This window comes from Pseudomonas sp. Irchel s3a10 (assembly GCF_900187525.1).
Lineage (GTDB): Bacteria > Pseudomonadota > Gammaproteobacteria > Pseudomonadales > Pseudomonadaceae > Aquipseudomonas > Aquipseudomonas koreensis_G.
In genome coordinates this window covers 44258-70354 of the sequence record NZ_FYDR01000003.1, presented here as the reverse complement: position 1 = coordinate 70354, position 26097 = coordinate 44258, and the positions used below count along the sequence as shown (strand labels likewise).

Here is a 26097-nt window from a genome sequence, read left to right as displayed (position 1 = left end):
TCAATGGCGCCATTGATCCTTCCCAAGGATGAGAACTGTTATGGAAATCTCCGGTAACACAGCTTTTTACGCAGGTCTGAGCTCGATTCAGAGCGGGCAGAACCGCGTCGATCAGGCCGCCAGCCAGATTGCCAACAACACCATTGAGCGTTCGGTCACCAGTCAGTCTTCCGAAGTGCAAGTCGATCGTTTGCGCGGTGTGGATCGTGCACAGCAATCGGATCTGGCCAGCAATATGGTCGAGATGTCCCAAGGTAAGATTCAGGCTGAACTGGGTGTGAAAGTCGCCAAAGCTTCCGACGAAATGCTCGGTACGATCATCGACACGTTCGCCTGATTTTCCGCCATCTGCACGTTGAACGCCGCGCTTTGTCGCGGCGTTTTTCGTTGTAAGTCCTTCTCCCTCAACTAATCTTTTTTCATTGCCCGTGGCTTTGTGCAGTCCATGGCGTTTTGCTGCGTCCGGCGTTTGAAAAAAAGTCATGACGAACGGCAAAAGATCGACGCTTGACAAGATTTCGGCGTAAACGTATGTTTCAAACAACTGTTTGACCGTCACAACAAATCAACACGGTCGTTCATTCCCGGTTACATCAGCAGAGGTTTATCGCTATGCCTGACTACAAGGCCCCCTTGCGTGATATTCGCTTCGTTCGTGACGAACTGCTCGGCTACGAAGCGCACTATCAGAGCCTTCCAGCTTGCTCCGAAGCAACGCCGGACATGGTTGACGCCATTCTCGAAGAAGGCGCCAAGTTTTGTGAGCAGGTATTGGCACCGCTGAACCGCGTGGGCGACCTCGAAGGCTGCACCTGGAGCGAGTCCGGTGTGAAAACCCCGACAGGCTTCAAAGAAGCCTACAAGCAATTCGTCGAAGGCGGCTGGCCAAGCCTGGCGCACGACGTCGAGCACGGCGGTCAAGGCCTGCCGGAGTCGCTGGGTCTGGCTGTGAGCGAAATGGTCGGTGAAGCCAACTGGTCGTGGGGCATGTACCCAGGCCTGTCGCACGGCGCGATGAACACCATCTCCGAGCACGGCACCCCTGAGCAGCAAGAAGCCTATCTGACCAAACTGGTATCCGGCGAATGGACCGGCACCATGTGCCTGACCGAACCGCACTGCGGCACCGACCTGGGCATGCTGCGCACCAAGGCCGAGCCTCAGGCTGATGGTTCTTACAAAGTTTCCGGCACCAAGATCTTCATCTCGGCCGGTGAACACGACATGGCCGACAACATCGTCCACATCGTATTGGCCCGTCTGCCGGATGCTCCGGCTGGCACCAAAGGCATTTCCCTGTTCATCGTTCCCAAGTTCCTGCCGAACGCCGATGGCACTATCGGTGCGCGCAACGCCGTGAGCTGCGGTTCGCTGGAACACAAGATGGGCATCCACGGCAACGCCACTTGCGTGATGAACTTCGACGGCGCCACCGGTTTCCTGATCGGCCCGGCGAACAAAGGCCTGAACTGCATGTTCACCTTCATGAACACCGCACGTCTGGGTACCGCGCTGCAAGGTCTGGCCCACGCCGAAATCGGCTTCCAGGGTGGCCTGAAATACGCTCGCGATCGTCTGCAAATGCGCTCCCTGACTGGCCCGAAAGCGCCGGACAAGGCCGCTGACCCGATCATCGTGCACCCTGACGTACGCCGCATGCTGTTGACCATGAAGGCATTCGCCGAAGGCAACCGTGCGATGGTGTACTTCACCGCCAAACAGGTCGACATCGTCAAATACGGCGTCGACGAAGAAGAGAAGAAGAAGGCCGACGCACTGCTGGCGTTCATGACGCCAATCGCCAAAGCGTTCATGACCGAAGTCGGTTTCGAAGCCGCCAACCACGGCGTGCAGATCTACGGTGGCCACGGCTTCATCGCCGAGTGGGGCATGGAGCAGAACGTTCGCGACAGCCGCATTTCGATGCTGTACGAAGGCACCACCGGCATCCAGGCACTCGACCTGCTGGGCCGTAAAGTGCTGATGACCCAAGGCGAGGCTCTGAAAGGCTTCACCAAGATCGTCCACAAGTTCTGCCAGAACAACGAAGGCAACGAAGCCGTCAAAGAATTCGTTGCACCGCTGGCTGCGCTGAACAAGGAATGGGGCGAGCTGACCATGAAGGTCGGTATGGCCGCCATGAAAGATCGCGAAGAGGTCGGCGCGGCCTCGGTGGATTACCTGATGTACTCCGGTTACGCCTGCCTGGCCTACTTCTGGGCCGACATGGCACGTCTGGCCGCCGAGAAACTGGCAGAAGGCACCGGCGACGCCGCGTTCTACACCGCCAAGCTGCAAACCGCGCGCTTCTACTTCCAGCGCATCCTGCCACGTACCCGTACCCACGTGGCCACCATGCTGTCGGGCGCCAACAACCTGATGGACATGAAAGAAGAAGACTTCGCACTGGGCTACTAAGCCTCAACGCGGTCTGACGAAAACCGCTGCTCCTTCGGGGGCAGCGGTTTTTTTGTTTCTGAATCGCTCAGCAACCCGGGTTTTCTGCCGTTACAGAGACTGCATGTGATCTGGATCACATTGTGTGTGCTTAACTGGCCACATTGCAGGCACAATGCCATCTCTTTGATATGACGGGTCGGAGCTTTACCCTTGCCGCGTTCTTCCGCTGTACGTTTCAGTCATTTCCTACCTTCACTGCTGTTGTTGTTTGCGGGGTTGGCGGCTGCGTACGTCAAAGACCTCAGCGTTTTCTTCACTTCGCTGTTCAACGTGCTGCCAACCCTGGTGCTGCTGTTGGGCGGTGCTTACTGTGCGGTTTACCGACGTCAACGCGAGTTGTTTCTGATGCTCACGGTGTACATCGCCTACTTTCTGCTCGACACCCAGACCGACTATTACCGCGACAATGGCAAAGTGCGCGAGGACGCTGCGGTGGTGTTCCACCTGGTCTGTCTGCTGCTGCCGTTGCTGTTCGGGCTGTTCGCCGCGTGGCAGGAACGTACCCATCTGTTCCAGGACATGGTCGCGCGGTTCGCCGTGTTGCTGGCCTTTGGCAGCGTCGCTCTGGGTCTGGAACAAAGTTATCCCCAGGCGCTGCTGATGTGGCTTTCGGAAATTCGCTGGCCGGCTCTGCACGGGGCGTGGATGAGTCTGATCCAGCTCTCCTATCCGGTGTTCCTCTCGGCGTTCCTGCTGTTGGCCTGGCAATACTGGCGCAACCCGCGTCCGTTGCATGCCGCGCAACTGGTCGGCCTGCTCGGGGTGTTCTGGATGCTGCCGAAAACCTTCATCCTGCCGTTCACCCTGAACATCATGTGCAGTCAGGTGATGTTGATGATTGCCGCCGCCGTGGCGCATGAAGCCTATCAAATGGCCTTCCGCGATGAACTCACCGGTCTGCCGGGGCGTCGTGCGCTCAATGAACGGATGCAGCGCCTGGGCCGCAATTATGTGCTGGCGATGAGCGACGTCGATCACTTCAAGAAATTCAACGACACACACGGTCATGACGTCGGTGACCAAGTACTGCGGCTGGTCGCCAGCAAGCTGTCGAAAATCAGCGGTGGCGGTAGGGCGTATCGCTATGGTGGTGAGGAATTCGCCTTGGTGTTTGCGGGCAAAACCCTCGAGGAGTGCATGCCGCACCTGGAAGTCATTCGCGAGTCGATTGCCTCCTACAACATCCAGTTGCGCAACCAGGAGAGCCGTCCGCAGGACGACCAGCAAGGTCGCCAGCGTCGTAGCGGCAGCGGTGCTTCCAGTGTCTCGGTGACGGTCAGTATCGGTGTCGCCGAACGCGTCGAACAGCGCACCCCGGAAGAAGTCCTCAAGTCTGCCGACCAGGCGTTGTACAGCGCCAAGGGCGCCGGGCGTAACTGCGTCATGGCGTTCGGACAGAATCGTCGCGGCGCGGTGCGCATGGACAGCGCCGCTAGCTGACTCAAGCCACACGTCATCACTCAAAAGCCCGCTGATTGCGGGCTTTGTTTTATCTCTGAACGTCAGTGACCAAAATTAACAAATCAGTCACCGGTTGACCCTATGTGTCGCAAAAGTTGTTGAGGTACACTCGGCCTCAACGAAAACACTCTTCCACGAATCACCTGTTTAGATCTTGCGAGGTTTGCCATGGCTGACTACAAAGCGCCGCTGCGCGATATGCGCTTCGTCCTCAATGAAGTATTCGAAGTCGCCAAACTCTGGGCCGAACTGCCGGCCTTGGCCGAGACTGTCGATGCAGAAACCGTAGAAGCCATTCTCGAAGAAGCCGGCAAGGTCACCAGCAAAAGCATCGCGCCACTGAGCCGTGCTGCCGACGAAGAAGGCTGCCACTGGAAGGACGGTGCCGTCAGCACCCCGGCCGGTTTCCCACAGGCCTATCAGACTTACGCTGAAGGCGGTTGGGTCGGTGTCGGCGGCGATCCGGCCTACGGCGGCATGGGCATGCCCAAGGCTGTTTCGGCTCAAGTCGAAGAAATGGTCAACTCTGCCAGCCTGTCGTTCGGTCTGTATCCGATGCTGACCGCCGGCGCCTGTCTGTCGATCAACGCCCACGCCAGCGAAGAGCTGAAAGCCGCGTACTTGCCGAACATGTACGCCGGCATCTGGGCCGGTTCGATGTGCCTGACCGAGCCGCACGCCGGCACCGACCTCGGCATCATCCGCACCAAAGCCGAACCGCAGGCTGACGGTTCCTACAAGGTCAGCGGCACCAAGATCTTCATCACCGGCGGTGAGCACGATCTGACCGAGAACATCATCCACCTGGTGCTGGCGAAACTGCCGGACGCACCAGCTGGCCCGAAAGGCATTTCGCTGTTCCTGGTGCCGAAGTTCATGGTCAATGCCGATGGCAGCCTGGGCGCGCGCAACCCGGCCAACTGCGGCTCGATCGAACACAAGATGGGCATCCAGGCATCCGCGACCTGCGTGATGAACTTCGACGAAGCCGTGGGTTATCTGGTCGGCGAGCCGAACAAGGGCCTGGCGGCGATGTTCACCATGATGAACTACGAGCGTCTGGGCGTCGGCATTCAAGGCCTGGCCAGCGGCGAGCGTTCCTACCAAAACGCCGTCGAATATGCGCGCGATCGTCTGCAGAGCCGTTCGCCGACCGGCGCGCAAAACAAGGACAAGGTTGCCGACCCGATCATCGTTCACCCGGACGTGCGTCGCATGCTGCTGACCATGAAAGCCTCGAACGAGGGCGGTCGCGCCTTCTCCACTTACGTGGCGATGCAACTCGACACCGCCAAGTTCAGCGAAGACGCCACCACCCGCAAACGCGCAGAAGATCTGGTCGCGCTGCTGACCCCGGTGGCCAAGGCATTCCTCACCGACCTGGGTCTGGAAACCACCGTCCACGGCCAGCAGATTTTCGGCGGCCACGGCTACATTCGCGAGTGGGGTCAGGAGCAACTGGTGCGTGACGTGCGCATCACCCAGATCTACGAAGGCACCAACGGCATTCAGGCGCTGGACCTGGTCGGGCGCAAGATCGTCGGCAGCGGTGGCGCGTTCTACAAGCTGTTCGCTGACGAGATCCGCCACTTCACCGCAACCGCCAGCGCTGACCTCGGCGAATTCACCAAGCCGCTGAACGATGCCGTCAGCACGCTCGACGAGCTGACGGCGTGGCTGCTGGATCGGGCGAAAACCAATCCGAACGAAATCGGCGCGGCCTCGGTCGAATATCTGCAAGCGTTCGGCTACACCGCTTATGCCTACATGTGGGCACTGATGGCGAAGGCCGCGCAGGGCAAAGAAGCGCAGGACGATTTCTACGCCAGCAAGCTGGGCACCGCACGGTTCTATTTCGCCCGTCTGCTGCCGCGTATCCACTCGCTGAGCGCATCGGTAAAGGCCGGTAGTGAGTCGCTGTTCCTGCTGAATGCTGAGCAGTTCTGATGATGTAATGTCATGTAAGCATTCTCTTACATGACGTGCTGCTGTTCTCCCATAGGCGTAGATTGGATCCACAGCTAATCTACAACTCATGGACGTCGCGCAGGAAGCGCAAAGCAACAACACGGACACGTAGGATTCTGCCAGGGTGGCGGAGTGAAATGGATGTCAGGGAAACAGTCTGCAAAGCCCCGCTTCGGCGGGGTTTTCTTTTGTCTGCAGAAAAGTTTTCAGGCCAGCGGATCCAGTGACGGCGCGGCTTTCAGCGGTTTGTCCTCGCGCTGAATCACTTCTTCCAGCAACGTGCGCAGCAACGCCAAAGACGCCTGCTGACGCTGCACGTCGCGGCACACCAGCCCAACCTTCAGCGGCACCCGTGGTTCGCTCAACGGCTTCCACAGCAGATCCTGCTCGTCGTATTCCCGCTGTGAGCGCCCGGGCAGCACCGTCGCCAGTCTGGTGTGCGGCAAACTGTCGAGAATCCCCAGCATATTGTTCAGCTCGGCCTGCACTTGCGGGCGCCGACCCAGGCTGGTCAGTTGCGCCTGCCAGATCTGCCGGATCTGAAACTCTTCGCCCAGCAGCAACATTGGCAATTCCGCTGCCTGCCGCATCGAGACCTTCTTGAATTCGCGCAGGGGGTGATCCGCCGGGATGACCAGCGTCAGCTCATCTTCATACAGCATCACGCCATGCAGCCCCGGTTGGCGCGGCGGCAGGTAGCTGATGCCGATGTCCAGCGAGCCGTTGAGCAAACGGCGCTCGATCTCCAGCCCCGTCAGCTCATAAATCTGCACCACAAGATGCGGCTGCGCCTTGCGCACCCGTTCGAGCATTTGCGGCACGAGGCTGGTGTGTACGGTTTGCAGTACGCCGATCGCCAGCGTGCGCAAGGCCTGCCCCTTGAAGTTGCCCAGCGCTTCCCGTGCCCGCTGCAAACCGTCGAGCAGTGGCAGGGCGTGGTTGTACAGCGTGTGCGCGGCGAGGGTCGGCAGCAGGCGTTTGCTGCTGCGCTCGAACAGCGTGACGTCGAGGTTCTGTTCGAGCTGGCGAATCTGTTGCGACAGCGCCGGTTGCGAGATCGACAGGCGTTCGGCCGCACGGCCGACATGGCCTTCTTCGTAGACCGCGACGAAATAACGCAGTTGTTTGAAATCCATAAGTAATGCTTATCGAAAATGCTGGTAAATCGAAATGGCCCGAAGCCGTCAGTGAGCCTAGTCTAACCGCAATCACAAGGCTTGCAGGGCCAGAGAGCGCGATGAATAGCGTTTGCTTCAACAGTGTTTGCATAGGCAGTTCAAAAAACCTCAAACAAGGTTTCTTGCAATGAATCTGTTCAGTTTGCGGCGCCAGGCGCCGAGTCTTGATGACCTCGCATTCGAGGCCAATCCGGCTGATGCGGGCGAAAGCCTGAATGCCGAGCGGCTGATGCCCAGCGTCGAACGCCCGCAGCAGGTATTCGTTCGCGGTCAGGGCTCATGGCTGTGGGACAGCAACGACCGCGCTTATCTCGACTTCTCTCAGGCCGGCGGCGCCAACAGCCTCGGCCACAGCCCTTCGGCACTGGTCAAAGCCATCGCCAGTCAGGCTCAGGCGCTGATCAATCCCGGTTTCAATGTGCATAATCGCGGCATGCTCAGCCTTGCCGAGCGGTTGTGTGCCAGCACTTGCAGCGATCAGGCTTACCTGCTCAACAGCGGCAGCGAGGCCTGTGAAGCGGCGATCAAACTGGCGCGCAAATGGGGTCAACTGCATCGTGGCGGCGCCTCGCGGATCATCGTGGCCAAGCAAGGCTGTCACGGACGTAGTCTGGCGACGATTTCCGCGTCGGACAGTTGCAACCTGCACAACCGCTTCGCCCCGTCGCTGCCTGGTTTCGATCTGGTGCCGTTCAACGATTTGCCGGCGCTGCACGCAGCTGTCGACGCGCAAACCGTGGCAATCATGCTCGAACCGATCCAGAGCGATGCCGGGGTGATTCCGGCCACCGAGCATTACCTCAAGGGCGTCGAGCGCCTGTGCCGCGAGCTGGGCATTTTGCTGATCCTTGACGAGGTTCAGACCGGCATCGGCCGCTGCGGCACTTTGCTCGCCGAACAGTCCTACGGCGTGCGCGCCGATATCGTCGTGCTCGGCAAGGGCCTGGGTGGCGGCGTTCCGCTGGCGGCGTTATTGGCCCGAGGCAAGGCCTGCTGTTTTGACGCCGGTGAGCTGGGCGGCACTCATCACGGCAACGCGCTGATGACAGCGGCCGGTCTGGTGGTCCTCGACAGCGTGCAGGACCGGGCGTTTCTGCAGCAGGTCAACGACCACGGCCAGCACTTGCGCGAGGGCCTTGCGCGACTGGCGCACCGTTACGCTCACGGTGAGCTGCGTGGGCAAGGTCTGTTCTGGGGACTGAGCCTGTCAGAGGATTGCGCCGATGCTGTAGTCAAAGCCGCCTTGCATGAGGGCTTGCTGCTCAACGCGCCGCAAGCCAACTGCCTGCGTTTCACCCCGGCACTCACCGTCAGCAAGGCCAACATCGACGAAATGCTCCTGCGCCTGGCCCGCGCCTTCTCGCGAGTGCGTACCGCGCAACTGCAATGCCGCAAAGGGATTGCCGTCTGAGCTGAAGTTTCCTGCCCGATTTGAAGAACCGTCTCGCGGTATAACGCACGCCTCACGCCTGATTCTTTTGGCGTGGGGCGTTTTTTTGTGCCCGATGGTGGCGATCAAATGGCGTTTGCACTGAACCCTGACGAACGGCGCAGGTCGATTAGCTTGTATGGCTCATGTGAGCCAACCCCCATTCAGGAGCTGACCCATGGATTTCATTCGTATCATCATCGCCATTCTGTTGCCGCCACTGGGCGTGTTTCTGCAGGTCGGGTTCGGCGGCGCGTTCTGGCTGAATATTCTGCTGACCCTGTGCGGCTATATCCCGGGGATCGTGCATGCGGTGTACATCATCGCCAAGCGCTGAGTATTGCTGAGGCAGATAAACAGCTATCGCGAGCAGGCTCACTCCTACAGGGGATGCGTGTTGTGAATACGGTCAACTGTAGGAGTGAGCCTGCTCGCGATAGGGGCACCGCTATTTTGAAATGTAGATGCGATGCTCAGTCCACCAACCCCATCACCCGCCGATAAAACTTCCATTCCTGCTCCAGCGCATGCGCCTGATTCACCGCCCGGCGAAAGCCATGGCGTTCCTCGGCGTAGTAATGCGCCTCGACCGGAATGCCGTTTTGCTCCAGCGCCGCGACCATGTCGCGGGTCTGTTGCGGGACGACGACGGCATCCAGCTCACCCTGAAAGAAAATCACCGGCACCCGGATGTTGCTCGCGTGCAGCAATGGTGTGCGCGCAGCGTAGCGTTCGGTGTCCTGTTCGGGATCGCCGATCAGCCAGTCCAGATAATCACCTTCAAACTTGTGGGTCGCCCGGGCCAGTGCCACCGGGTCGCTGACGCCATAGAGGCTGGCGCCCGCGCGGAACACCTGCTGAAACGCCAACGCGCACAACGTGGTGTAACCCCCGGCGCTGCCGCCACGGATGAAGGCGCGCTCGCCGTCGATCAGGCCCTGCTCGGCCAGATACGTCACCACTGCGCAGGCGTCTTCAACATCCACCTCGCCCCAACTCAGATGTAGCGCCTGACGGTATTCGCGGCCATAACCGCTGCTGCCGCGATAGTTGAGATCGGCGACGGCGAAGCCGCGTTGTGTCCAGTATTGAATACGCGGGTCAAGCATCGGATAACAGGCCGAGGTCGGGCCGCCGTGGATGAACACCACCAGCGGTGGTTGCGCATCGTCGTTCATCGCCGGATAAAAGAACCCGTGAGCCTCACCGCTGCCGCTCGGGTAGCGCAAGGTCTGCGGACGGCTGATGCGCTCCGCCGGCAGAGGTGCAACACCACCGGCCAGCACTTGCACCGAGCGGGTCGAGCGATCAATGGCGATGACAGCCGAGGGGCTGATCGGCGAGGCGGCGATGCAGTAGATGAATTGCCGATCCAGCGCCAGATGCCGGAAGCGGCTGTAATTGCCAGTGAAGTCTTCACCGTTGAGCGCCAGGCGACCAAAACCACCTTCGCTCCAACTCGCCAGAAACGAATCGCCCACCGGCATCCAGGTGCAGCCACCCATTTGCCACGGAGCGGGCGCATGATCGGCCTCGGCACAGGGCAGTCGCTGCAAACCGTCGGACGTTTCGCCCCACGGCTGCCAGAAACCGCCGCGATCAGTCAGGCACAACAGGCGTCCTTTCGCGTCAAATCGCGGTTGCTGGATCGACTCTTCAAGGTCAGCCCCCGCCACGCAATGCGCTGCGCCAAAGCCACCCTCAGCCAGACGCTCGGCGACCATCAATCGCGTAGACGTCCACGGCTGATGCGGCCGACTCCACTCGATCCACGCCAATCGCAAACCGTCCGGGCTGATAATCGGTGCCGCATAGAAATCCGCACCTTCAGTCAGCAAATACCGGGTGCCATCGGTTAGATCAATCGCTACCAGCCGATGCTGATCGCGCAGTTCCTCAACCGCCAGCACCTGGTCGCCGGCAAAGTGCAGATCGCCATAACGACACTCGCCAGACGTCAGCGCCTCAGGCGCACCGTCCAGCGTCTGCCGATACAACTGCTGATCCGCCTCATTGACGAAAACCACTCCATTTGGCGTCAGACAAAACGCACCACCGCCATATTCGTACACCCGGCTACGCACGCTGAAGCCATCCGGCGTCAGACATTTCGCTACGCCGTCGCGCCAGTGCCAAATCCGGCACGCGGCATCTTCGGGGCGATATTCATTCCAGAACAAACCCTGGGCACCGAATTGCAGTTCGGCGAAGTCCATGCCGGCGGCGACGGCCTGGGCGGCGCTGAAAGGCTCAGCCCTTGGCGATGAGGCGTGAGTTTCGTTCATTACGGAAGGCCAGTTGTTCGATGGTCTGGGTGGCGTGCTCGGCTTCTTCGCGGGCCTTGAGAATCACGCCGTGATGTTCGGACTTGCTGCACACCGGATCGGCATTGCTCGCGTCACCCGTAAGCATGAACGCCTGACAGCGGCAGCCGCCGAAGTCCTGTTCCTTTTCGTCGCAGGAGCGGCACGGCTCGGGCATCCAGTCGTAACCGCGAAAGCGATTGAAGCCGAACGAGTCGTACCAGATGTGCTGCATGCTGTGGTCGCGCACGTTGGGAAATTGTACCGGCAGCTGTCGGGCACCATGACAGGGCAGGGCAGTGCCGTCCGGAGTAACGGTCAGAAAGATGCTGCCCCAGCCGTTCATGCAGGCTTTCGGGCGTTCTTCATAGTAGTCCGGAGTGACGAAAATCAACTTGCACGGATGCCCTTCGGCTTCCAGTTTGGCGCGGTATTCGTTGGTGATGCGTTCGGCACGCACCAGTTGTTCCTTGGTCGGTAACAGGCCGACACGATTGAGCTGTGCCCAACCGTAGAACTGGCAGGTGGCGAGCTCGACGAAGTCCGCTTCGAGCGCGATGCACAGCTCGATGATACGGTCGATCTTGTCGATGTTGTGCCGATGGGTGACGAAGTTCAGCACCATCGGATAGCCGTGGGCCTTCACCGCGCGAGCCATTTCCAGTTTCTGCGCGAAGGCTTTTTTCGAGCCGGCGAGCAGGTTGTTCACTTGCTCGTCACTGGCCTGGAAACTGATCTGGATGTGATCGAGGCCGGCCTTCTTGAAGTCGCTGATCTTCTGCTCGGTCAGACCGATGCCGGAAGTGATCAGGTTGGTGTAGAACCCCAGCTGCCGCGCTTCACGAATCAGTTCGGCGAGGTCCTGACGCACCAGCGGTTCGCCACCGGAAAAGCCCAGTTGCGCCGCACCCATCTCCCGCGCCTCGCGAAATACCTTGATCCACTGCTCGGTGCTCAGCTCTTTGCCCTGCTCGGCGAAATCCAGCGGATTGGAACAGTACGGGCATTGCAGCGGGCAGCGGTAGGTCAGCTCGGCGAGCAGCCACAGCGGCAGGCCGACTTCAGGTTTTGGCGGTACTTGCACCGATGCCTCAGGCAAGTTCGATCCAGTGCTGCGCACGGGCAACCTCCATGAATTGCTCGATGTCGTCACCGAGCTCGGGCACGCCGGGGAACTGCTCGTCGAGTTTGGCGATGATCGCCGCGACATCACGTTCACCGTCGATCAAACCACCGATCAGTGCGGCGCTCTCGTTGAGTTTGATCATGCCCTCGGGGTAGAGCAGCACGTGGCCTTTTTGCGCCGGCTCGTACTGGAAACGGTAGCCGGGACGCCAGGTCGGGATCTTGCTGCGATCAAAACTCATAGGGTGATTCCTTTGTGCCAGACCCGCTGCTCGGTGACGCTGTGATACGGCGGGCGGTTCAGTTCGTAAGCCATGCTCATGGCATCGAGCATGCTCCAAAGAATGTCCAGTTTGAACTGGAGAATTTCCAGCATGCGCTCCTGGCCTTCGCGGGTCTTGTAGTGCTCAAGCGTGATCGCCAGACCGTGCTCGACATCGCGCCGCGCCTGACCGAGGCGGGTGCGGAAATATTCGTAACCGGCCGGGTCGATCCACGGGTAATGCTGCGGCCAGCTGTCGAGACGCGATTGGTGGATCTGCGGCGCGAACAGTTCGGTCAGCGAGCTGCTGGCGGCTTCCTGCCAACTGGCGCGGCGGGCGAAGTTGACGTAGGCGTCGACGGCGAAACGCACGCCGGGCAATACCAGCTCCTGGGAGCGCAATTGATCCGGGTCGAGACCGACGGCCTGACCGAGGCGCAGCCAGGCTTCGATCCCGCCGTCTTCACCGGGGGCGCCGTCGTGGTCGAGCAGGCGTTGAATCCACTCGCGACGGATCTCGCGATCCGGGCAATTGGCAAGGATCGCTGCGTCTTTCAGGGGGATGTTCACCTGATAATAGAAGCGGTTGGCGACCCAGCCCTGAATCTGCTCGCGGGTGGCACGGCCTTCGTACATCGCCACGTGATACGGGTGGTAGATGTGGTAGTAGGCGCCTTTGGCGCGCAGGGCCGCTTCGAATTCGGCGGGGGACAGCGGGGTGTCGGTCATTGCGGTTCTCCGGGGAACAACCGTTGGAATCCTGGGTGTCTATTCGGACGCCTTCGCGAGCAAGCTCGCTCCCACAGGGTTTGTGAACGCCACAGATCCAATGTGGGAGCGAGCTTGCTCGCGAAGAGGCCGGTTGCTACAGCACAATACTCATGCCATCAAACGCCACTTCAACATTACGCCGCGCCAGCTCCGCGCGCTCCGGCGAATCTTCATCGAGAATCGGGTTGGTGTTGTTGATGTGGATAAGCACCTTGCGTTGCTCGGGAAGCTGTTCCAGCACTTCGAGCATGCCGCCGGGGCCGTTCTGTGCCAAGTGGCCCATCTCGCGACCGGTGCGGGTGCCGACGCCACGGCGCTGCATTTCATCGTCATCCCACAGCGTGCCGTCCACCAGCAGGCAATCACTGCCGGCCATGATCTCCAGCAGCGGTGCGTCGACCTTGCCCAGGCCCGGGGCGTAAAACAGTTTGCCGCCCGTGTTGAGGTCTTCGACGATCAGGCCGATGTTGTCGCCCGGGTGCGGGTCGAAACGGTGCGGCGAGTACGGCGGCGCCGCGCTGCGCAACGGCAGCGGGGTGAAGCGCAGGTTCGGGCAGGCCGCAACGGTGAAGCTCTGGTCGAGCTCGATGCGGTTCCAGTTCAGTCCGCCGTTCCAGTGGGTCAGCATCTTGAACAGCGGGAAACCGGTGCTCAAATCTTCGTGAACCATGTCTGTGCACCAGACCTGATGCGGGCAGCCTTCGCGCAGGCTGAGCAGGCCGGTGGTGTGGTCGATCTGGCTGTCCATCAGGATGATCGCGCTGATGCCGGTGTCGCGCAGGGCGCGGCCCGGTTGCATCGGGGCGAAACTCTGCAGTTGCGCGCGGATGTCCGGCGAAGCATTGCACAGCACCCAGTTCACGCCATCATCGGAAATTGCGATGGACGATTGGGTGCGGGCCTTGGCATTCAGGCTGCCGTCGCGAAAGCCTGCGCAATTGACGCAGTTGCAGTTCCACTGCGGAAATCCGCCACCGGCGGCCGAACCCAGAATCTGGACGAACATGAACGCTCCCATCTTTCAACGCTGAAAATAAAACGCCCCGGCGAGCCGAGGCGTTGCACTGCAAGTCTGCGTAGGCAGAACTCAGCGGCTGGCGAAGTACATGGTGACTTCGAAGCCGATACGCAGGTCGGTGTAAGCCGGTTTTGTCCAGGACATGGGTGTCTCCTTCAGGGTGGGTGGGATAGCGCTGTCCATAGTTATAGTCCACGGCAGCGCAGGGATGTTCCAAATAGTTAGGCTGCTATGTTACTCAAAATTTCAACGGTATTGCCCGTGAATCTTTGAGAAAGCTCCTTGCAGCCTGAGTAATGATCATTTTTTCCCTTGCCACGGGGCGCCGGGTGCCCCGCTGCTCGCGAGACAGTGCCAGCCTGCTTCGCTGATCAAGCGTTGCGCGGCCGCCAGCATCGCCGGACGCTGCAGTTGCGCGATGGCCGTGATCAATTGCGTCAGATAATCCGACGAGTGGCCGGCGAGCCTGGAATGCCACAGTAGTTCGGCGGCGTCTTTGGGGGCCAGATTGCTCTCGTCGAATTGCTCCGCAAGTGACTGGCGCAACTGGTTGAAGCTGTCGTCATCCAGACGTTCGATCAGCCCGGGAATGCCGGCGAGAAACTGTTGAATATGACCAAGCAGCACCGCTGGTGTGGCGCTGGGCGATTGCACGCCAAACAGCAATCCGGTCTGGCCGTGCACCTGCCGCAAGGCGCTGAACACCGCGTAGCCCAATTGCAATTCGACCCGCAGGCGCTGATAGAAAGGTGTCTGGCACAGCTGCGCGAGCAAGCGCCAGGCGGCTTCGTCGGCGATCTCGCGACTGGCGCTCGGGCAGAACAGCAGCAAAGCGTGTTCGCTGGACGCGGTATCGATGTGGCTCCACAGATGTTGCGTATTGAGCGTCGACGCTGCCGGCAATTGATTGTCCGGTGTGCCGGGGATGCGGCTCAGGGCCAGGCCCATGGCCGATTGCGTCTGTGCGTTAAGGCCAAGGGCCAGTCCGTCCCAGCGCGAAGTTGTCCACAGCTGTCTGGCGTCGTTCGACTCGACGGTCGATGGCAGGCAATGTTCAGGCAATGCCTTGAGCAACTGGCGGATCGGTATCAGCGGCGCTTCCGGCTCTGCGCTCGCTGAATCGGCGTCGATTTGCGTCAGACATTTCAGCGCGTGTTCCAGGACATTGGGCATCGGCTCTTGCAAGCCCGTCAGTTTCAGCAGCCACTGTGTGCCGGTGGCGCTGAACGCCAACTCGACGCCGGCCTGCCGCGCCTCTGCCTGCGTTTCCCGCAGACTGCGCTGCAGTTTGCCTTGCAAATCGGTGCCAGCGGCCGCCTCCGTTTGCCACCGCAGGTAAATCGCGCCGTGATCGCTATGATCGGGCAATGCCTGGCTGAATTGCATCGGAGAGCGCTCACGCCGCCCGCGCGAGCGATCCTGAGCGAAAGTCCGCAATCCACGATGGGCGCTGGTCTGGCCGCGAATCAGACCGGCGTTGGCCAGCGGTTCGCTGGAGCGCAGGAAAGGGTTGGCGGCAGGCAGGTGCCAATGGTCGCTGAAGTTATCCACAACACCGATGTCGTGCAGGATCTGTTTGAGCGCAACGACGCCGTTTTCCGACAGACCGTTTTCGCGTTGTTCACTGTCGAGCCGCGCCAGCTGCAGGGCGCCGCTGATTTGCTGCTGACGCTCAAGCAGCCTGGTGTACTCCCCGCGCAACGCGGCCCAGTCCTGTTGCGCGGCAAAGAAGCTCAACCAGTCCAGCAGCTGTTCACGGATGGCGCTGAGGGATTCGACGGAGGCGGTTAATTGCAGATGCAGCAGCGCTTGCCCGGCGAACTGATACAGCGGCACGGCTTTCAAACTGTCCGCGAGACGTTGTTGCTGCAGATGGGCGAGCAAACTGCCGGGCTTGGCACTGTTCAGCCAATGGCAGAGAAACGCCAGCGCTTCGGCGGACGAGTCGGGCAGCGCTTCGAAAGCGAACAACAGATGACTGCTTCGCTCGCCGACCTGTTGATAACTTTTTACCGCCAATGGCAGCGGCGCTGCTTGCTCGACCTTATCCCCAGCCGGCAGCACGGCGGCGAACTGCTGCGCCAGTACGCGCAATTCCTCAATGCTCTGCGGCCCGACCAGGCTTAGCGTCATTTGCCCGGTGCGATAAAACTGCTGATGGAAATCCTTCAGCGCCTGTTGAAACGCTGGTAACTCAACTTTCAGGCTGTCGCGATTTCCCGCATGAAACCCGCGCAGCGGATGTGTGGCCGGCAATCCCTCGTACAGCGCCAGTTCCTGCTGAGCCGTCGGATCTTGCGACCACGCGACGAATTCCGCGTCCAGCACTTCCCGTTCGCGCAACTGATCGTGCGGATTCATACGCGGGTGCGCGAGCATGTCTGACAGACGCTCAAGCCCGGCGCTGAAGGCCGAGGTTGGCAATTCGAAGAAGAAGTCTGTGGTGCGTTCACGAGTGCTGGCGTTTACTTGCCCACCGTGACTTTGCACGTAGGCCATCAGCGCCTGACTCGCAGGAAAACGCTCAGTGCCGAGAAACAGCAGATGCTCAAGAAAATGCGCCAGCCCCGGCCACTCGAGTGGCACGTCATGGCTACCGGCAGCCACCCGCAACGCAGCGGCACTGCGCTTCAGGCCGGGCACCTGACGCAGGGTCACGCGCAAGCCGTTTGTCAGGGTTTCAGTGTGGGGGCGGGGGCGAGTCGGCGCGGGCATGGGCACTTCCAGAACAGTGAAGTGCCAATGCTAGCGGATTGCGTGGGGTCAGCGCTTGTTCAACGCGTGGTAAAGCTCGGGGCGACGGTCGTTGAGGTAGCGATTGGCAGCGCGCGAGTCGGCCATCAACTGGCGATCCAGTTCCCCGACGATCAATGCTTCATCAAGGCCAGCCTGGGCGATGCGGCTGCCGTCCGGTGCGGCGATGCTGCTTTGCCCGCAATAGTGGATCTCGCCTTCATGCCCGCAATAGTTGGCGTAAGCCACGTAACACTGGTTTTCGAAGGCGCGGGAACGCACGGTGACGTCAGCGACGAAATCGAACGGAATCATGTTTGCCGTCGGCACCAGAATCAGCTCGGCACCGGCCAGCGCCAGACGCCGCGTGTTCTCGGGAAACTCCAGGTCGTAGCAGATCAGGAAACCGAGCTTCCAGCCGTTGAGTTCAACAACCGGAAAATCATCTTCGCCAGGGCTGAACATTGACCGATCCAGGTCGCCGAACAGATGGGTCTTGCGGTAGTTGCACAGGCGCTCGCCGTGCGCGTCGATCAACTGCACGGCGTTGTAAATCTGCCCGTCGGCCGTGCGCTCTGGGTAACCGTAAGCAATCGCCAGCCCGGCGGCTTTGGCGATTCGACCGATTTGCTGCGCCCATTCACCGTTGTAGACCTCGGCCAAGGTGCTGACCGCTTCCTTGCCGATGTTGTAGCCGGTCAGGAACATTTCCGGCAGCACCAGCAGGTCGGCACCCTTGGCTTCCATCGCCAGTTGCTGCAAGCGATGCAGGTTGGCGGCGGGTTCCAGGGGCAGCGGTGGACATTGGTAAAGGGCTACACGCATCGGGGATTCCTCTTACTCGGGCAGGGCGATAGGGCCGATGTCTTTGAACACATCACCCGGGCCCGGGTTCTCTTTATGTGTCGACCCGCCGAAATGCTTCATGATGCCCCACACTGCGTTGAGCGAAGTCTGCACCGCGCCTTCGACCCACGCCGGGGTCCACGACACGTCGTCACCGGCGATGAAAATCCCGCGTTGCTCGGCTGGCATGTCGTCCTGCATGAAGTGCGCGTACATGCGCTGGTTGTAGCGATAGTGGCCGGGCAGGGCGCCTTTGAACGCACCGAGGAAGTACGGGTCGGCTTCCCACGAAACCGTGATCGGATCACCGATGATCCGCGCGGCGATGTCGACTTTCGGGTAGATTTTCTTCAGCGCGTTCAACGCCAGCTCTACGCGTTTTTCCACCGGGTGCGGCAACATCTTCAGCGCGTCGCTCATCCACGAGTACGACAGGCAGATCACGCCCGGCTTGTCGTCGCCGTTGTCGAACAGATAGGTGCCACGAGTCAGGCGGTCGGTGAGGGTCATGCTCATCAGGTCGCGGCCGGTTTCCGGATCCTTGTCCTTCCAGAACGGCCGGTCGACCATCACGAAGGTCTTCGACGATTGCATGTAGCGCGTGCGGTCCAGCGCCATCCACATCTTCTGCGAGAACAGGGTTTCGTCGCATTCGATCTGGGTGGTCAGCAGCCAGCTCTGGCAGGTGGTCAGCACGGCGGCGTACTCGCGGGTGTCGCCGTTGTTGTCGGTGACGGCAAAGCGGCCATCCGGGGCGTGAGCGATTTTCTTTACACCGGAACGCGGCGCGCCACGGTGCAGGGATTTCAGGCTAGTGCCTTCTGGCCAGTGCACGCAGCGCTCCGGCACATGGCGCCAGATGCCTTGCGGCACTTGCTCCACACCGCCAACCACCAGGTGCTGATGATCGTCGCAGTTGGTCATGACTACACGGAAGATTTCCAGCATCGAGTTGGGAAAGTCCGAGTCCCAGCCACCGGTACCGAAACCGACCTGACCGAATACTTCGCGGTGATGGAACGAGAGTTTGGCGAAGGCTTTGGAAGTGGCCACGAAGTCGTAGAACGTGCGGTCGTCCCACAGCGGTACGAGTTTGTTCCACAGCTCTTTGAGGCGTGGCACATCGCGGTCGCGGATCGCTTGCTGGATATCGGCGAACTGCGAGCCAGCCTCCAGCGCATCCGCCCAGGCGTCAGCCACTTCCTGGAACAGTGCAGGAAGATCCTTCAGGCTTTGTGCGTAATGGGTTTTGCCTTCGAGGTCGATCACGGTGCTGCCGGAGGCCGGCGTCAGCGGGTTCGGGAAAGGTTTGGTCTCGAGACCGAGCTTGTCGACGTAGTGATAGAACGCGGTGGAGGACACCGGGAAGCGCATGCCGCCCAGTTCCGCGACGATGCCATCGGTGCCGTTGAACGCTTGCGAGCGCAGGCGGCCACCCAGTTTCGAGGCCTCGTACACCACTGGTTTCAAGCCGAGCTTCATCAGTTCGTAGGCGGCCACCAGACCTGCGATACCGGCGCCGACAATCGCCACCTCAGTGCCATGGTTATGTTCAGGAATGCTGCCGAGACCGGCCGGGTGTTCGATCCAGTCGTCGAAGGCAAACGGGAAGTCAGGGCCGAAAATGGTGACGGGTTTCTTACCGTCTGCAGGATGGCGATTGTTCTTGTTCATGGCTGACCTTGCTGGCGACCCGACGCAGGATGCGCGTCTGAGTATAGGAAAAGATGCCAGCCATTCTAGGGAGCGTAGAACACGTTAATAAGACGCAAAGTGTCGTCGTTTTGCCATTCTATTGATCAAAGTGACAATCTTTTACTGCACTTCGATCATTGTGCGGATGGGCTTGCTCGCGAAGGCAATGTTCCCGCCACCAAGGAAGGTGTCTGACAGACCGCTTTCGCGAGCAAGCCCGCTCCCACAGTGGGTTTTGTGTCTGACGCAGATTCTGCGTTCAACCCGGTCAAACGTGGGAGCGGGCTTGCTCGCGAAGAGGCCCTATTTGCCAATCGGAAGGTTATTGCCATTACTCAAACCGGCTGCCCGCGATCGATCTTGCTACTCAAAATGATCGACGTCGTAGTCTTCTCCACCCCATCCACACTGCCAATCTGATCCAGCAACTGATCGAGCTGCTCCGGCGAATCGGTGCGCAACCACGCCACATAATCAAACTCGCCACTCACCGCACACAGTTGCTGCACCTGGGCCATCGCGCTCAACCGACGCAGCACTTCCTTGCCGGAACGCGGCTGCACCTTGATCCCGACATACGCCTGCAAACCGCCATCGACCACGCGCTGCCCCAGCCGCACGCCATACCCGGTGATTACCTTGGCCTTCTCCAGCCGCGCCAGCCGCGATGTGACGGTGGTGCGCGCAATGCCCAACTGCCGGGCAAGCATTGCCACGCTTTCGCGGGCGTTGATCTGCAGGGCGGCGATCAGCTGGCGGTCGATTTCGTCGAGTGCGGGGGGGCGGGTGTCGGGCAAGGGGCGGCTCCGTTACTGTCGAGGGCGGATGAGTTTGCATGTTACAGGCACTATCAGCGACACGCTGCTGGCGATGACTGAGCACTTCACTTATGGGGAGGGGAGAAAACATAGCTTCGGAACATTCCTACAGCCTTCGGGGAGGTCTTCCGAACATTGCGCTCGCAAAGATTGTCCCCTCAACCGATCGCCCAAGAAAAAGCCGCGCATGTAGCGCGGCTTTCAAATGTGGTGGGCCCACACGGACTTGAACCGTGGACCAAAGGATTATGAGTCCTCTGCTCTAACCAACTGAGCTATAGGCCCTCAGTAGGCCGCGGATTATAGCGACGGTTTGGCGGCTGTGCTATCCGAATAATCCGATACGGTTACACGAAGAAACGTCGCGGCGAATTCTTCCGGGGGCAGCGGCAGGCTGACGATGTAGCCCTGGATCTGTTCGCAACCTTCGGCAGCGAGGAATTGCTGCTGGGCCTGGGTCTCGACGCCTTCGGCGATCACGGTGAATTGCATGCTCCGGCCCAGAGCGATGATCGCGCGGACAATCGCCGCGTCGTGCGGGTCATCGGGCAGTCCGCGAACAAAGGACTGGTCAATCTTGAGGATGTCCAGCGGCAGGCGTTTGAGGTAACTGAGCGAAGAATAACCGGTGCCGAAGTCGTCGATCGCCAGTTGTACGCCCAAGTGTTTGAGCTGGTGCAGCACCGCCAAAGCCTCTTCGGCCTGGCTCATGATGAAGTTTTCGGTAATTTCCAGTTGCAGTAAATCAGGCTGCAAACGGTTGTCCCTGAGCAGTTGTTCGATGCGCCCGAGCAGGTTCGGCTGGCGTAGTTGCGCACCGGCGAGGTTGACCGACAGCGGGCCGAGGCTGTCGTAGATCTGGTGCCACTCGAACATCTGCCGGCAGGCGGTTTCGAGCACCCAGTCACCGATCTGCAGGATCATGCCGTTCTCTTCGGCCAGCGGGATGAAGTGCTCCGGCGGCACTTCGCCGAAGGTCGGGTGGCGCCAGCGGATCAGTGCTTCGGCGCCGACCAGGCGATGGTCGTCGAGGCTGATTTTCGGTTGGTAGTAGAGGAACAACTCTTCGCGCTCGATGGCCCGGCGCAGTTCGTGCTCCAGCGCCACACGTTCGCTGGCCTGGGCGGTGAGGTCGCGGGTGTAGCTTTCGACCCGATTGCGGCCCTTGGCCTTGGAGCGGTACATCGCCGCGTCGGCGTTTTTCACCAGTGTGGCGACGTCGCAGCCGTCGCGTGGATAGAGGCTGGTACCGATGCTGGCGCTGATGAAAAACTCGTGCTCACCAGCCTGAAACGGCGCACCGAAGCAGTTGAGCAGTTTGATTGCGATGTTATCGGCATCGCTGGCTTGTTGCAGACCCGGCAGCAGAATGATGAATTCATCGCCGCCCAGGCGCGCGACGGTGTCGATATCGCGCAGTTGTTCTTTCAAACGTACGGCAATGCCCTTGAGCAGCAGGTCGCCGACAGGGTGGCCGAGGCTGTCGTTGATGTGTTTGAAACGGTCGAGATCGAGGAACAGCACGGCGCCCTGACCGCCATTTTCCTGCTGGCTGTTCAGCGCTGTAAGCAGGCGGCTTTCAAACAGCGTGCGATTGGGCAGGCCGGTGAGCGGGTCATGGTGCGCCTGATAATCGAGCTTGGCCTGCGCGTGTTTGAGGCTGGAGATATCGGCGAACACCGCGACGAAGTGGGTGATGAATTTGTCGCGATTGCGCACGGCGCTGATGGTCAGCCAGCTCGGATACAACTCGCCGTTCTTGCGCCGGTTGGAAATCTCGCCCTGCCAGTGACCCTCGTCGGTCAATTGGTGCCACATCGCCGCATAAAACGCGCTGTCGTGCAGTCCCGAGGCGAGCAGGCGCGGGGTATGGCCAAGGGCTTCGCTTTCGCTGTAGCCGGTGATTTCGGTGAACGCACGGTTGACTGCGCTGATGTGCTGCTGGGTGTCGGTGATCAACACGCCTTCGGCGGTGCTTTCGAAAACGGTGGCGGCCTGCTGCAGTTTTTCCTGCATCAAGTGGCGCTCGGTGATGTCTCGGGCGATGGTCAGCATGCAGTCTTCTTCGCCGATCGGCAGTGGACGGCTGGACACTTCGCACAGGCGGATCTGCCCGTCGCTGCGACGGATATGGCAGGTGAAATCGCGCACGAAGCCATCTCTGTGCAGCAGGTCGAGCATCTGCTTGCGTTCGTTGAGGTTGACCCAGATCCCCAGATCCAGCGCCGAGCGATCCACCGACATCGCGCTGTTGAACCCGGTGATGCGGCTGAAACCCTCATTGACCTCCAGCAGTAAACCATCGCTCTGGCGCGACAGCAGCAAGCCGTCCGGCGAGGCGTGAAAGGCCTTGGCGAACTTCTCTTCGGAGGTTTGCAATTGCTGCTGGGTTTCCTTGAGCTGGGTGATGTCGCGCACGACCACCACCAGCGCCGGAGTGGTGTCGAGGTCGAAAGGTTCGGCCGAGATCAGCCCGGTAAACACCTGGCCATTGTTGCGGCGAAAGGGCATCTCCAGGTTACGGATACTGCCGGCCTGCAAGCGCTGTAACAGCCCGGGCCCGACCCCGGGGATGCCCCAGATATTCAGTTCAGTGGCAGTCTGGCCGACCACATCTTCCGCCTTCAGGCCAATCTGCGCTTCAAAGGCTTCGTTGACCTCCAGCAGGCAGCCGTCGGACAACCGCGCGATCACCAGAATGTCCGGGCATTGCTGGAACACCGACGCGAATTTCTGCTCCGAAAGCCGCAGTGCTTCCTCGGTGCGCTTGGTTTCGCTGATGTCGATCATCAGCCCGCGCATCACCGGCTCATGGCCATGTTCAATCAGACTGACAATGTCACGCACCCACAGGCAGCGCCCGTCAGCGGTAATCACCCGATAGTCGAGAGTATGATCACGCCCTTCGCGTACCGCATCATCGCAAATGGCCTGGGCACGGGTCAGGTCGGCAGGGTGGATGATGTTGCGCCAGAAGCCCGGAATCAGCCAGTGCGCCTGTGGATAACCGAGCAAGTCCTCGGCGTGGGGCGACACATAGCTGTAGGTGAAGTCGCTCATGCGTGCTTCCCAGGCGATGGCCGACAGACTTTCCACCAGTCCGCGGTAGTGATATTCGCTGCTGCGCAACTCCTGTTCGAGGTCGACACGTCGGGCGATTTCCGAGCTTAAGCGGCGATTGATGCGAATCACCACCGCCAGAATGCTGACCAGCAGCAATAGACCCGGAAGGCCATAGATCAGAAGATCCGACCAGAATGTCCGATGGTCCAGAACATTGCCGACCCAATGTTCCTGAATGCTGCTGATTTCCTCGGGGCTCATGTCCGCCAGGACTTTGTCCAGAATGCCCACCAGCATTTTGTTGTCACGAGGTACGCCCATTGCCAACTGGTAGCGATACGGGGTTTCGCCGCTGACGTACAAACCGTCGAGCTTGAGCTGGCGCAGACTCCATACGCTGGAGGCAAGATCGCCAACCACGGCGTCTACCTCATCGGTAGCCAGAGCCTGCAAGGCCGAGCTGACATTGGGCATGGCTACCAGATTCAGATCCGGATGCTGGGTGCGCAGTAATTCGTGAGGGGCGTAGTTCTCGACCACGGCGATCTTCAGGCCATACAGGTCTTCCAGTTTGCGCGGTTGCGCACCGCCGATGTGCGCGAGGATGACGATCGGGAAGTCGAGATAGGGCCGGGTAAACGACAGGTAATTCTGGCGTTCCGGGGTGGACATGATACCCGGCAGCAGGTCGATCTTGCCGGTCTTCACCTGCGCCAGCACTTCGGTCCAGCTCGAGGGCTCGACCGGATTGAGTTTGATCGACAGGCGCTGGCGGATCACGTCGATATAGTCGGCGGCCAGGCCCTGATAGCGATTCTGTTCATCGCGGAATTCGAACGGCGGCCACGACGCATCGACACCCAGGCGCAAGTCCGGGTGAGCCGCCAGCCAGCTACGTTCTTCATCGGTCAGAGTCAGCGCGTCAGCCGTTGCGGTCCAGATCATCAGTGACAGCAAGAAAAGCACGGGCGCCAGTCTGGGCATAACCGTCTCGTTATGGCACGGGATTCATTGTTTCGAGTGTAGACGGGGTATGCCGGGGAGGGGCGGTGCGAGGGATTTAATCTGCTGCATAAACAAAACCCCCGGCCTGGGCCGGGGGTTCTGGTATCACTCGTCGAGGAAGGAGCGCAGATGCTCGCTTCGCGTCGGATGGCGCAGCTTGCGCAGCGCCTTGGCTTCGATCTGACGGATCCGCTCACGCGTTACGTCAAACTGTTTGCCCACTTCTTCGAGTGTATGGTCGGTGTTCATGTCGATACCGAAGCGCATGCGCAGTACCTTGGCTTCACGGGCAGTGAGGCCGGACAGCACTTCGCGAGTCGCTTCTTTCAGGCTTTCAACGGTTGCCACATCGATTGGCGACTGCATGGTCGAGTCTTCGATGAAGTCACCCAGATGAGAGTCTTCGTCATCACCGATCGGGGTTTCCATGGAGATCGGCTCTTTAGCGATCTTCAATACCTTGCGGATCTTGTCCTCAGGCATTTCCATGCGTTCGCCCAGCTCTTCCGGGGTCGGTTCGCGACCCATTTCCTGCAGCATCTGGCGGGAAATGCGGTTGAGCTTGTTGATCGTCTCGATCATGTGCACCGGAATACGAATGGTGCGGGCCTGGTCGGCGATCGAGCGAGTGATTGCCTGACGGATCCACCAGGTGGCATAAGTCGAGAACTTGTAACCACGACGGTATTCGAACTTGTCCACCGCTTTCATCAGACCGATGTTGCCTTCCTGGATCAGATCGAGGAATTGCAGACCGCGGTTGGTGTACTTCTTGGCGATCGAGATCACCAGACGCAAGTTGGCTTCAACCATCTCTTTCTTCGCGCGGCGGGCCTTGGCCTCACCGATCGACATGCGACGGTTGATGTCCTTGATTTCAGCGATGGTCAGGCCGGTCTCGGTTTCCAGCGCAATCAGTTTCTGCTGGCAACGGATGATGTCCGGCTGTACGCGACCAATGGCTTCGGCGTATTTGCTCTTGCCTTTGGCCAGGGCGTCGGACCAGCTTTCGTCGACTTCATTGCCCGGGAACTGACGCAGGAAATCGGCGCGTGGCATACGTGCATCACGTACGCACAGTTGCATGATCGCGCGCTCTTGCTGACGCAGACGATCCAGGGCACTGCGAACACGCTCGACCAGGGCTTCGAATTGCTTCGGCACCAGTTTGATCGGCATGAACAGCTCGGCCAGGGCCAGCAACTCGGCAATCGCTGCCTTGTTGTGACGGCCGTGCTTTTTCAGGGCCTTGCGGGTGATTTCCATCTGATCGGACACAGCGCCAAAACGCTGGGCAGCGATGACCGGATCCGGACCGCTTTCGGCTTCTTCTTCGTCATCCGAAGATTCAGCTTCATCGTCGTCGGTGTCGTCGTCAGCCTTGGCGGCTTTCGCGTCGATCGGCGGCGGAACTTCGGCGGCCGGCGGCGCAATGCCGTCGTCCGGGTCGATGTAACCGCTCAGAACGTCGGACAGGCGACCACCCTCGGTGGTGACGCGAGTGTACTCGGAGAGAATGTGGTCAACCGTGCCAGGGAAGTGCGCGATCGCGCTCATCACTTCACGGATGCCTTCTTCGATACGTTTGGCGATTTCGATTTCGCCTTCACGAGTCAGAAGCTCGACCGTACCCATTTCACGCATGTACATGCGCACCGGGTCAGTGGTGCGACCGATATCGGTCTCCACCGCTGCCAACGCAGCGGCTGCTTCTTCCGCAGCGGCCTCGTCGGTATCGGCGTCGGCCAACATAAGGGCGTCCGCATCCGGAGCACTCTCGTGTACGGGGATCCCCATGTCGTTAATCATGCGGATGATGTCTTCCACCTGCTCCGGATCTGAAATATCCTCGGGCAGGTGGTCGTTGACCTCGGCGTAAGTCAGATACTTCTGCTCACGACCCAGTTTGATCAACTCAATAATACGAGACTGCTGTTGCGCTTTTCCGGACATAACACCCTA

Annotated in this window: 19 protein-coding genes and 1 tRNA gene; 6 read left to right on the top strand and 14 right to left on the bottom strand. The window is 60.1% G+C overall.

The features are described 5' to 3' along the window. Nucleotides 1-40: 40 nt before the first annotated feature. The 4 genes from CKW11_RS10290 to CKW11_RS10275 all read left to right on the top strand — a co-directional run bounded on the left by CKW11_RS10290 (nt 41) and on the right by CKW11_RS10275 (nt 5868). Nucleotides 41-337, top strand: a complete 297-nt coding sequence (locus CKW11_RS10290; protein ID WP_095137438.1) for a pyrroloquinoline quinone biosynthesis protein PqqE — start codon at nt 41-43, stop codon at nt 335-337. 275 nt (nt 338-612) lie between these two features. Next, nucleotides 613-2418, top strand: coding sequence for a phenylacyl-CoA dehydrogenase (locus CKW11_RS10285; RefSeq protein ID WP_095137437.1), 1806 nt, complete (start codon nt 613-615; stop codon nt 2416-2418). A 192-nt stretch (nt 2419-2610) separates the two neighbouring features. After that, nucleotides 2611-3900, top strand: coding sequence for a GGDEF domain-containing protein (locus CKW11_RS10280; protein ID WP_095137436.1), 1290 nt, complete (start codon nt 2611-2613; stop codon nt 3898-3900). Nucleotides 3901-4089: 189 nt separating this feature from the next. After that, nucleotides 4090-5868: an acyl-CoA dehydrogenase C-terminal domain-containing protein gene (locus CKW11_RS10275; RefSeq protein WP_095137435.1), complete on the top strand. Its 1779-nt coding sequence runs from the start codon at nt 4090-4092 to the stop codon at nt 5866-5868. A 227-nt stretch (nt 5869-6095) separates the two neighbouring features. Here CKW11_RS10275 and CKW11_RS10270 read toward each other — a convergent pair whose 3' ends face one another. Further along, nucleotides 6096-7025, bottom strand: a complete 930-nt coding sequence (locus tag CKW11_RS10270; RefSeq protein ID WP_095137434.1) for a LysR family transcriptional regulator — start codon at nt 7023-7025, stop codon at nt 6096-6098. Nucleotides 7026-7194: 169 nt separating this feature from the next. On the opposite strand from CKW11_RS10270, the gene CKW11_RS10265 reads away from it, so the two are divergent. Both CKW11_RS10265 and CKW11_RS10260 read left to right on the top strand, forming a co-directional pair. Continuing rightward, a complete protein-coding gene (locus CKW11_RS10265; protein WP_095137433.1) occupies nt 7195-8478 on the top strand; it encodes an aspartate aminotransferase family protein in 1284 nt (427 codons plus the stop codon). 196 nt (nt 8479-8674) lie between these two features. Beyond that, the gene (locus CKW11_RS10260) at nt 8675-8833 is read left to right on the top strand and encodes a YqaE/Pmp3 family membrane protein (protein ID WP_003228885.1); all 159 of its coding nucleotides are present in this window, start codon (nt 8675-8677) and stop codon (nt 8831-8833) included. A 136-nt stretch (nt 8834-8969) separates the two neighbouring features. On the opposite strand, the gene CKW11_RS10255 is transcribed toward CKW11_RS10260, so the two are convergent. The 13 genes from CKW11_RS10255 to rpoD form a co-directional block, all read right to left on the bottom strand. Continuing rightward, nucleotides 8970-10781 (bottom strand): S9 family peptidase, encoded by a 1812-nt coding sequence (locus CKW11_RS10255; RefSeq protein WP_095137432.1) that lies wholly within the window; start codon nt 10779-10781, stop codon nt 8970-8972. Continuing rightward, nucleotides 10747-11919, bottom strand: coding sequence for a pyrroloquinoline quinone biosynthesis protein PqqE (gene pqqE, locus CKW11_RS10250; RefSeq protein ID WP_095137431.1), 1173 nt, complete (start codon nt 11917-11919; stop codon nt 10747-10749). The genes CKW11_RS10255 and pqqE overlap by 35 nt, the downstream gene beginning before the upstream one ends. Continuing rightward, entirely contained in the window at nt 11891-12166 is a 276-nt protein-coding gene (pqqD, locus tag CKW11_RS10245) for a pyrroloquinoline quinone biosynthesis peptide chaperone PqqD (protein WP_095137430.1), read from the bottom strand. Before pqqD ends, pqqE begins: the two co-directional genes overlap by 29 nt. Beyond that, a complete protein-coding gene (pqqC, locus tag CKW11_RS10240) occupies nt 12163-12915 on the bottom strand; it encodes a pyrroloquinoline-quinone synthase PqqC (RefSeq protein ID WP_042606685.1) in 753 nt (250 codons plus the stop codon). The genes pqqD and pqqC overlap by 4 nt, the downstream gene beginning before the upstream one ends. Nucleotides 12916-13051: 136 nt before the next feature. Beyond that, nucleotides 13052-13963: a pyrroloquinoline quinone biosynthesis protein PqqB gene (pqqB, locus tag CKW11_RS10235; RefSeq protein ID WP_041070011.1), complete on the bottom strand. Its 912-nt coding sequence runs from the start codon at nt 13961-13963 to the stop codon at nt 13052-13054. An 81-nt stretch (nt 13964-14044) separates the two neighbouring features. Next, the gene (pqqA, locus tag CKW11_RS10230; protein WP_003422658.1) at nt 14045-14119 is read right to left on the bottom strand and encodes a pyrroloquinoline quinone precursor peptide PqqA; all 75 of its coding nucleotides are present in this window, start codon (nt 14117-14119) and stop codon (nt 14045-14047) included. A 156-nt stretch (nt 14120-14275) separates the two neighbouring features. Beyond that, the gene (gene pqqF / locus CKW11_RS10225; protein WP_095137429.1) at nt 14276-16690 is read right to left on the bottom strand and encodes a pyrroloquinoline quinone biosynthesis protein PqqF; all 2415 of its coding nucleotides are present in this window, start codon (nt 16688-16690) and stop codon (nt 14276-14278) included. Nucleotides 16691-16738: 48 nt separating this feature from the next. Continuing rightward, on the bottom strand, nt 16739-17533 hold the full coding sequence (locus CKW11_RS10220) for a carbon-nitrogen hydrolase family protein (protein ID WP_095137428.1): 795 nt from the start codon (nt 17531-17533) through the stop codon (nt 16739-16741). 12 nt (nt 17534-17545) lie between these two features. After that, nucleotides 17546-19228, bottom strand: coding sequence for an NAD(P)/FAD-dependent oxidoreductase (locus tag CKW11_RS10215; RefSeq protein ID WP_095137427.1), 1683 nt, complete (start codon nt 19226-19228; stop codon nt 17546-17548). Between the two features lie 356 nt (nt 19229-19584). Beyond that, nucleotides 19585-20046 (bottom strand): Lrp/AsnC family transcriptional regulator, encoded by a 462-nt coding sequence (locus tag CKW11_RS10210; protein ID WP_007966501.1) that lies wholly within the window; start codon nt 20044-20046, stop codon nt 19585-19587. 229 nt (nt 20047-20275) lie between these two features. Continuing rightward, nucleotides 20276-20352 (bottom strand) — tRNA-Ile (locus CKW11_RS10205). A gap of 15 nt (nt 20353-20367) precedes the next feature. Continuing rightward, nucleotides 20368-24114 carry a bifunctional diguanylate cyclase/phosphodiesterase gene (locus tag CKW11_RS10200; protein ID WP_095137426.1) on the bottom strand — a complete coding sequence of 1249 codons (3747 nt, stop codon included), beginning with the start codon at nt 24112-24114 and terminating at the stop codon, nt 20368-20370. A gap of 126 nt (nt 24115-24240) precedes the next feature. Beyond that, nucleotides 24241-26088, bottom strand: coding sequence for an RNA polymerase sigma factor RpoD (rpoD, locus tag CKW11_RS10195; protein ID WP_047596442.1), 1848 nt, complete (start codon nt 26086-26088; stop codon nt 24241-24243). Nucleotides 26089-26097 lie beyond the last annotated feature (9 nt).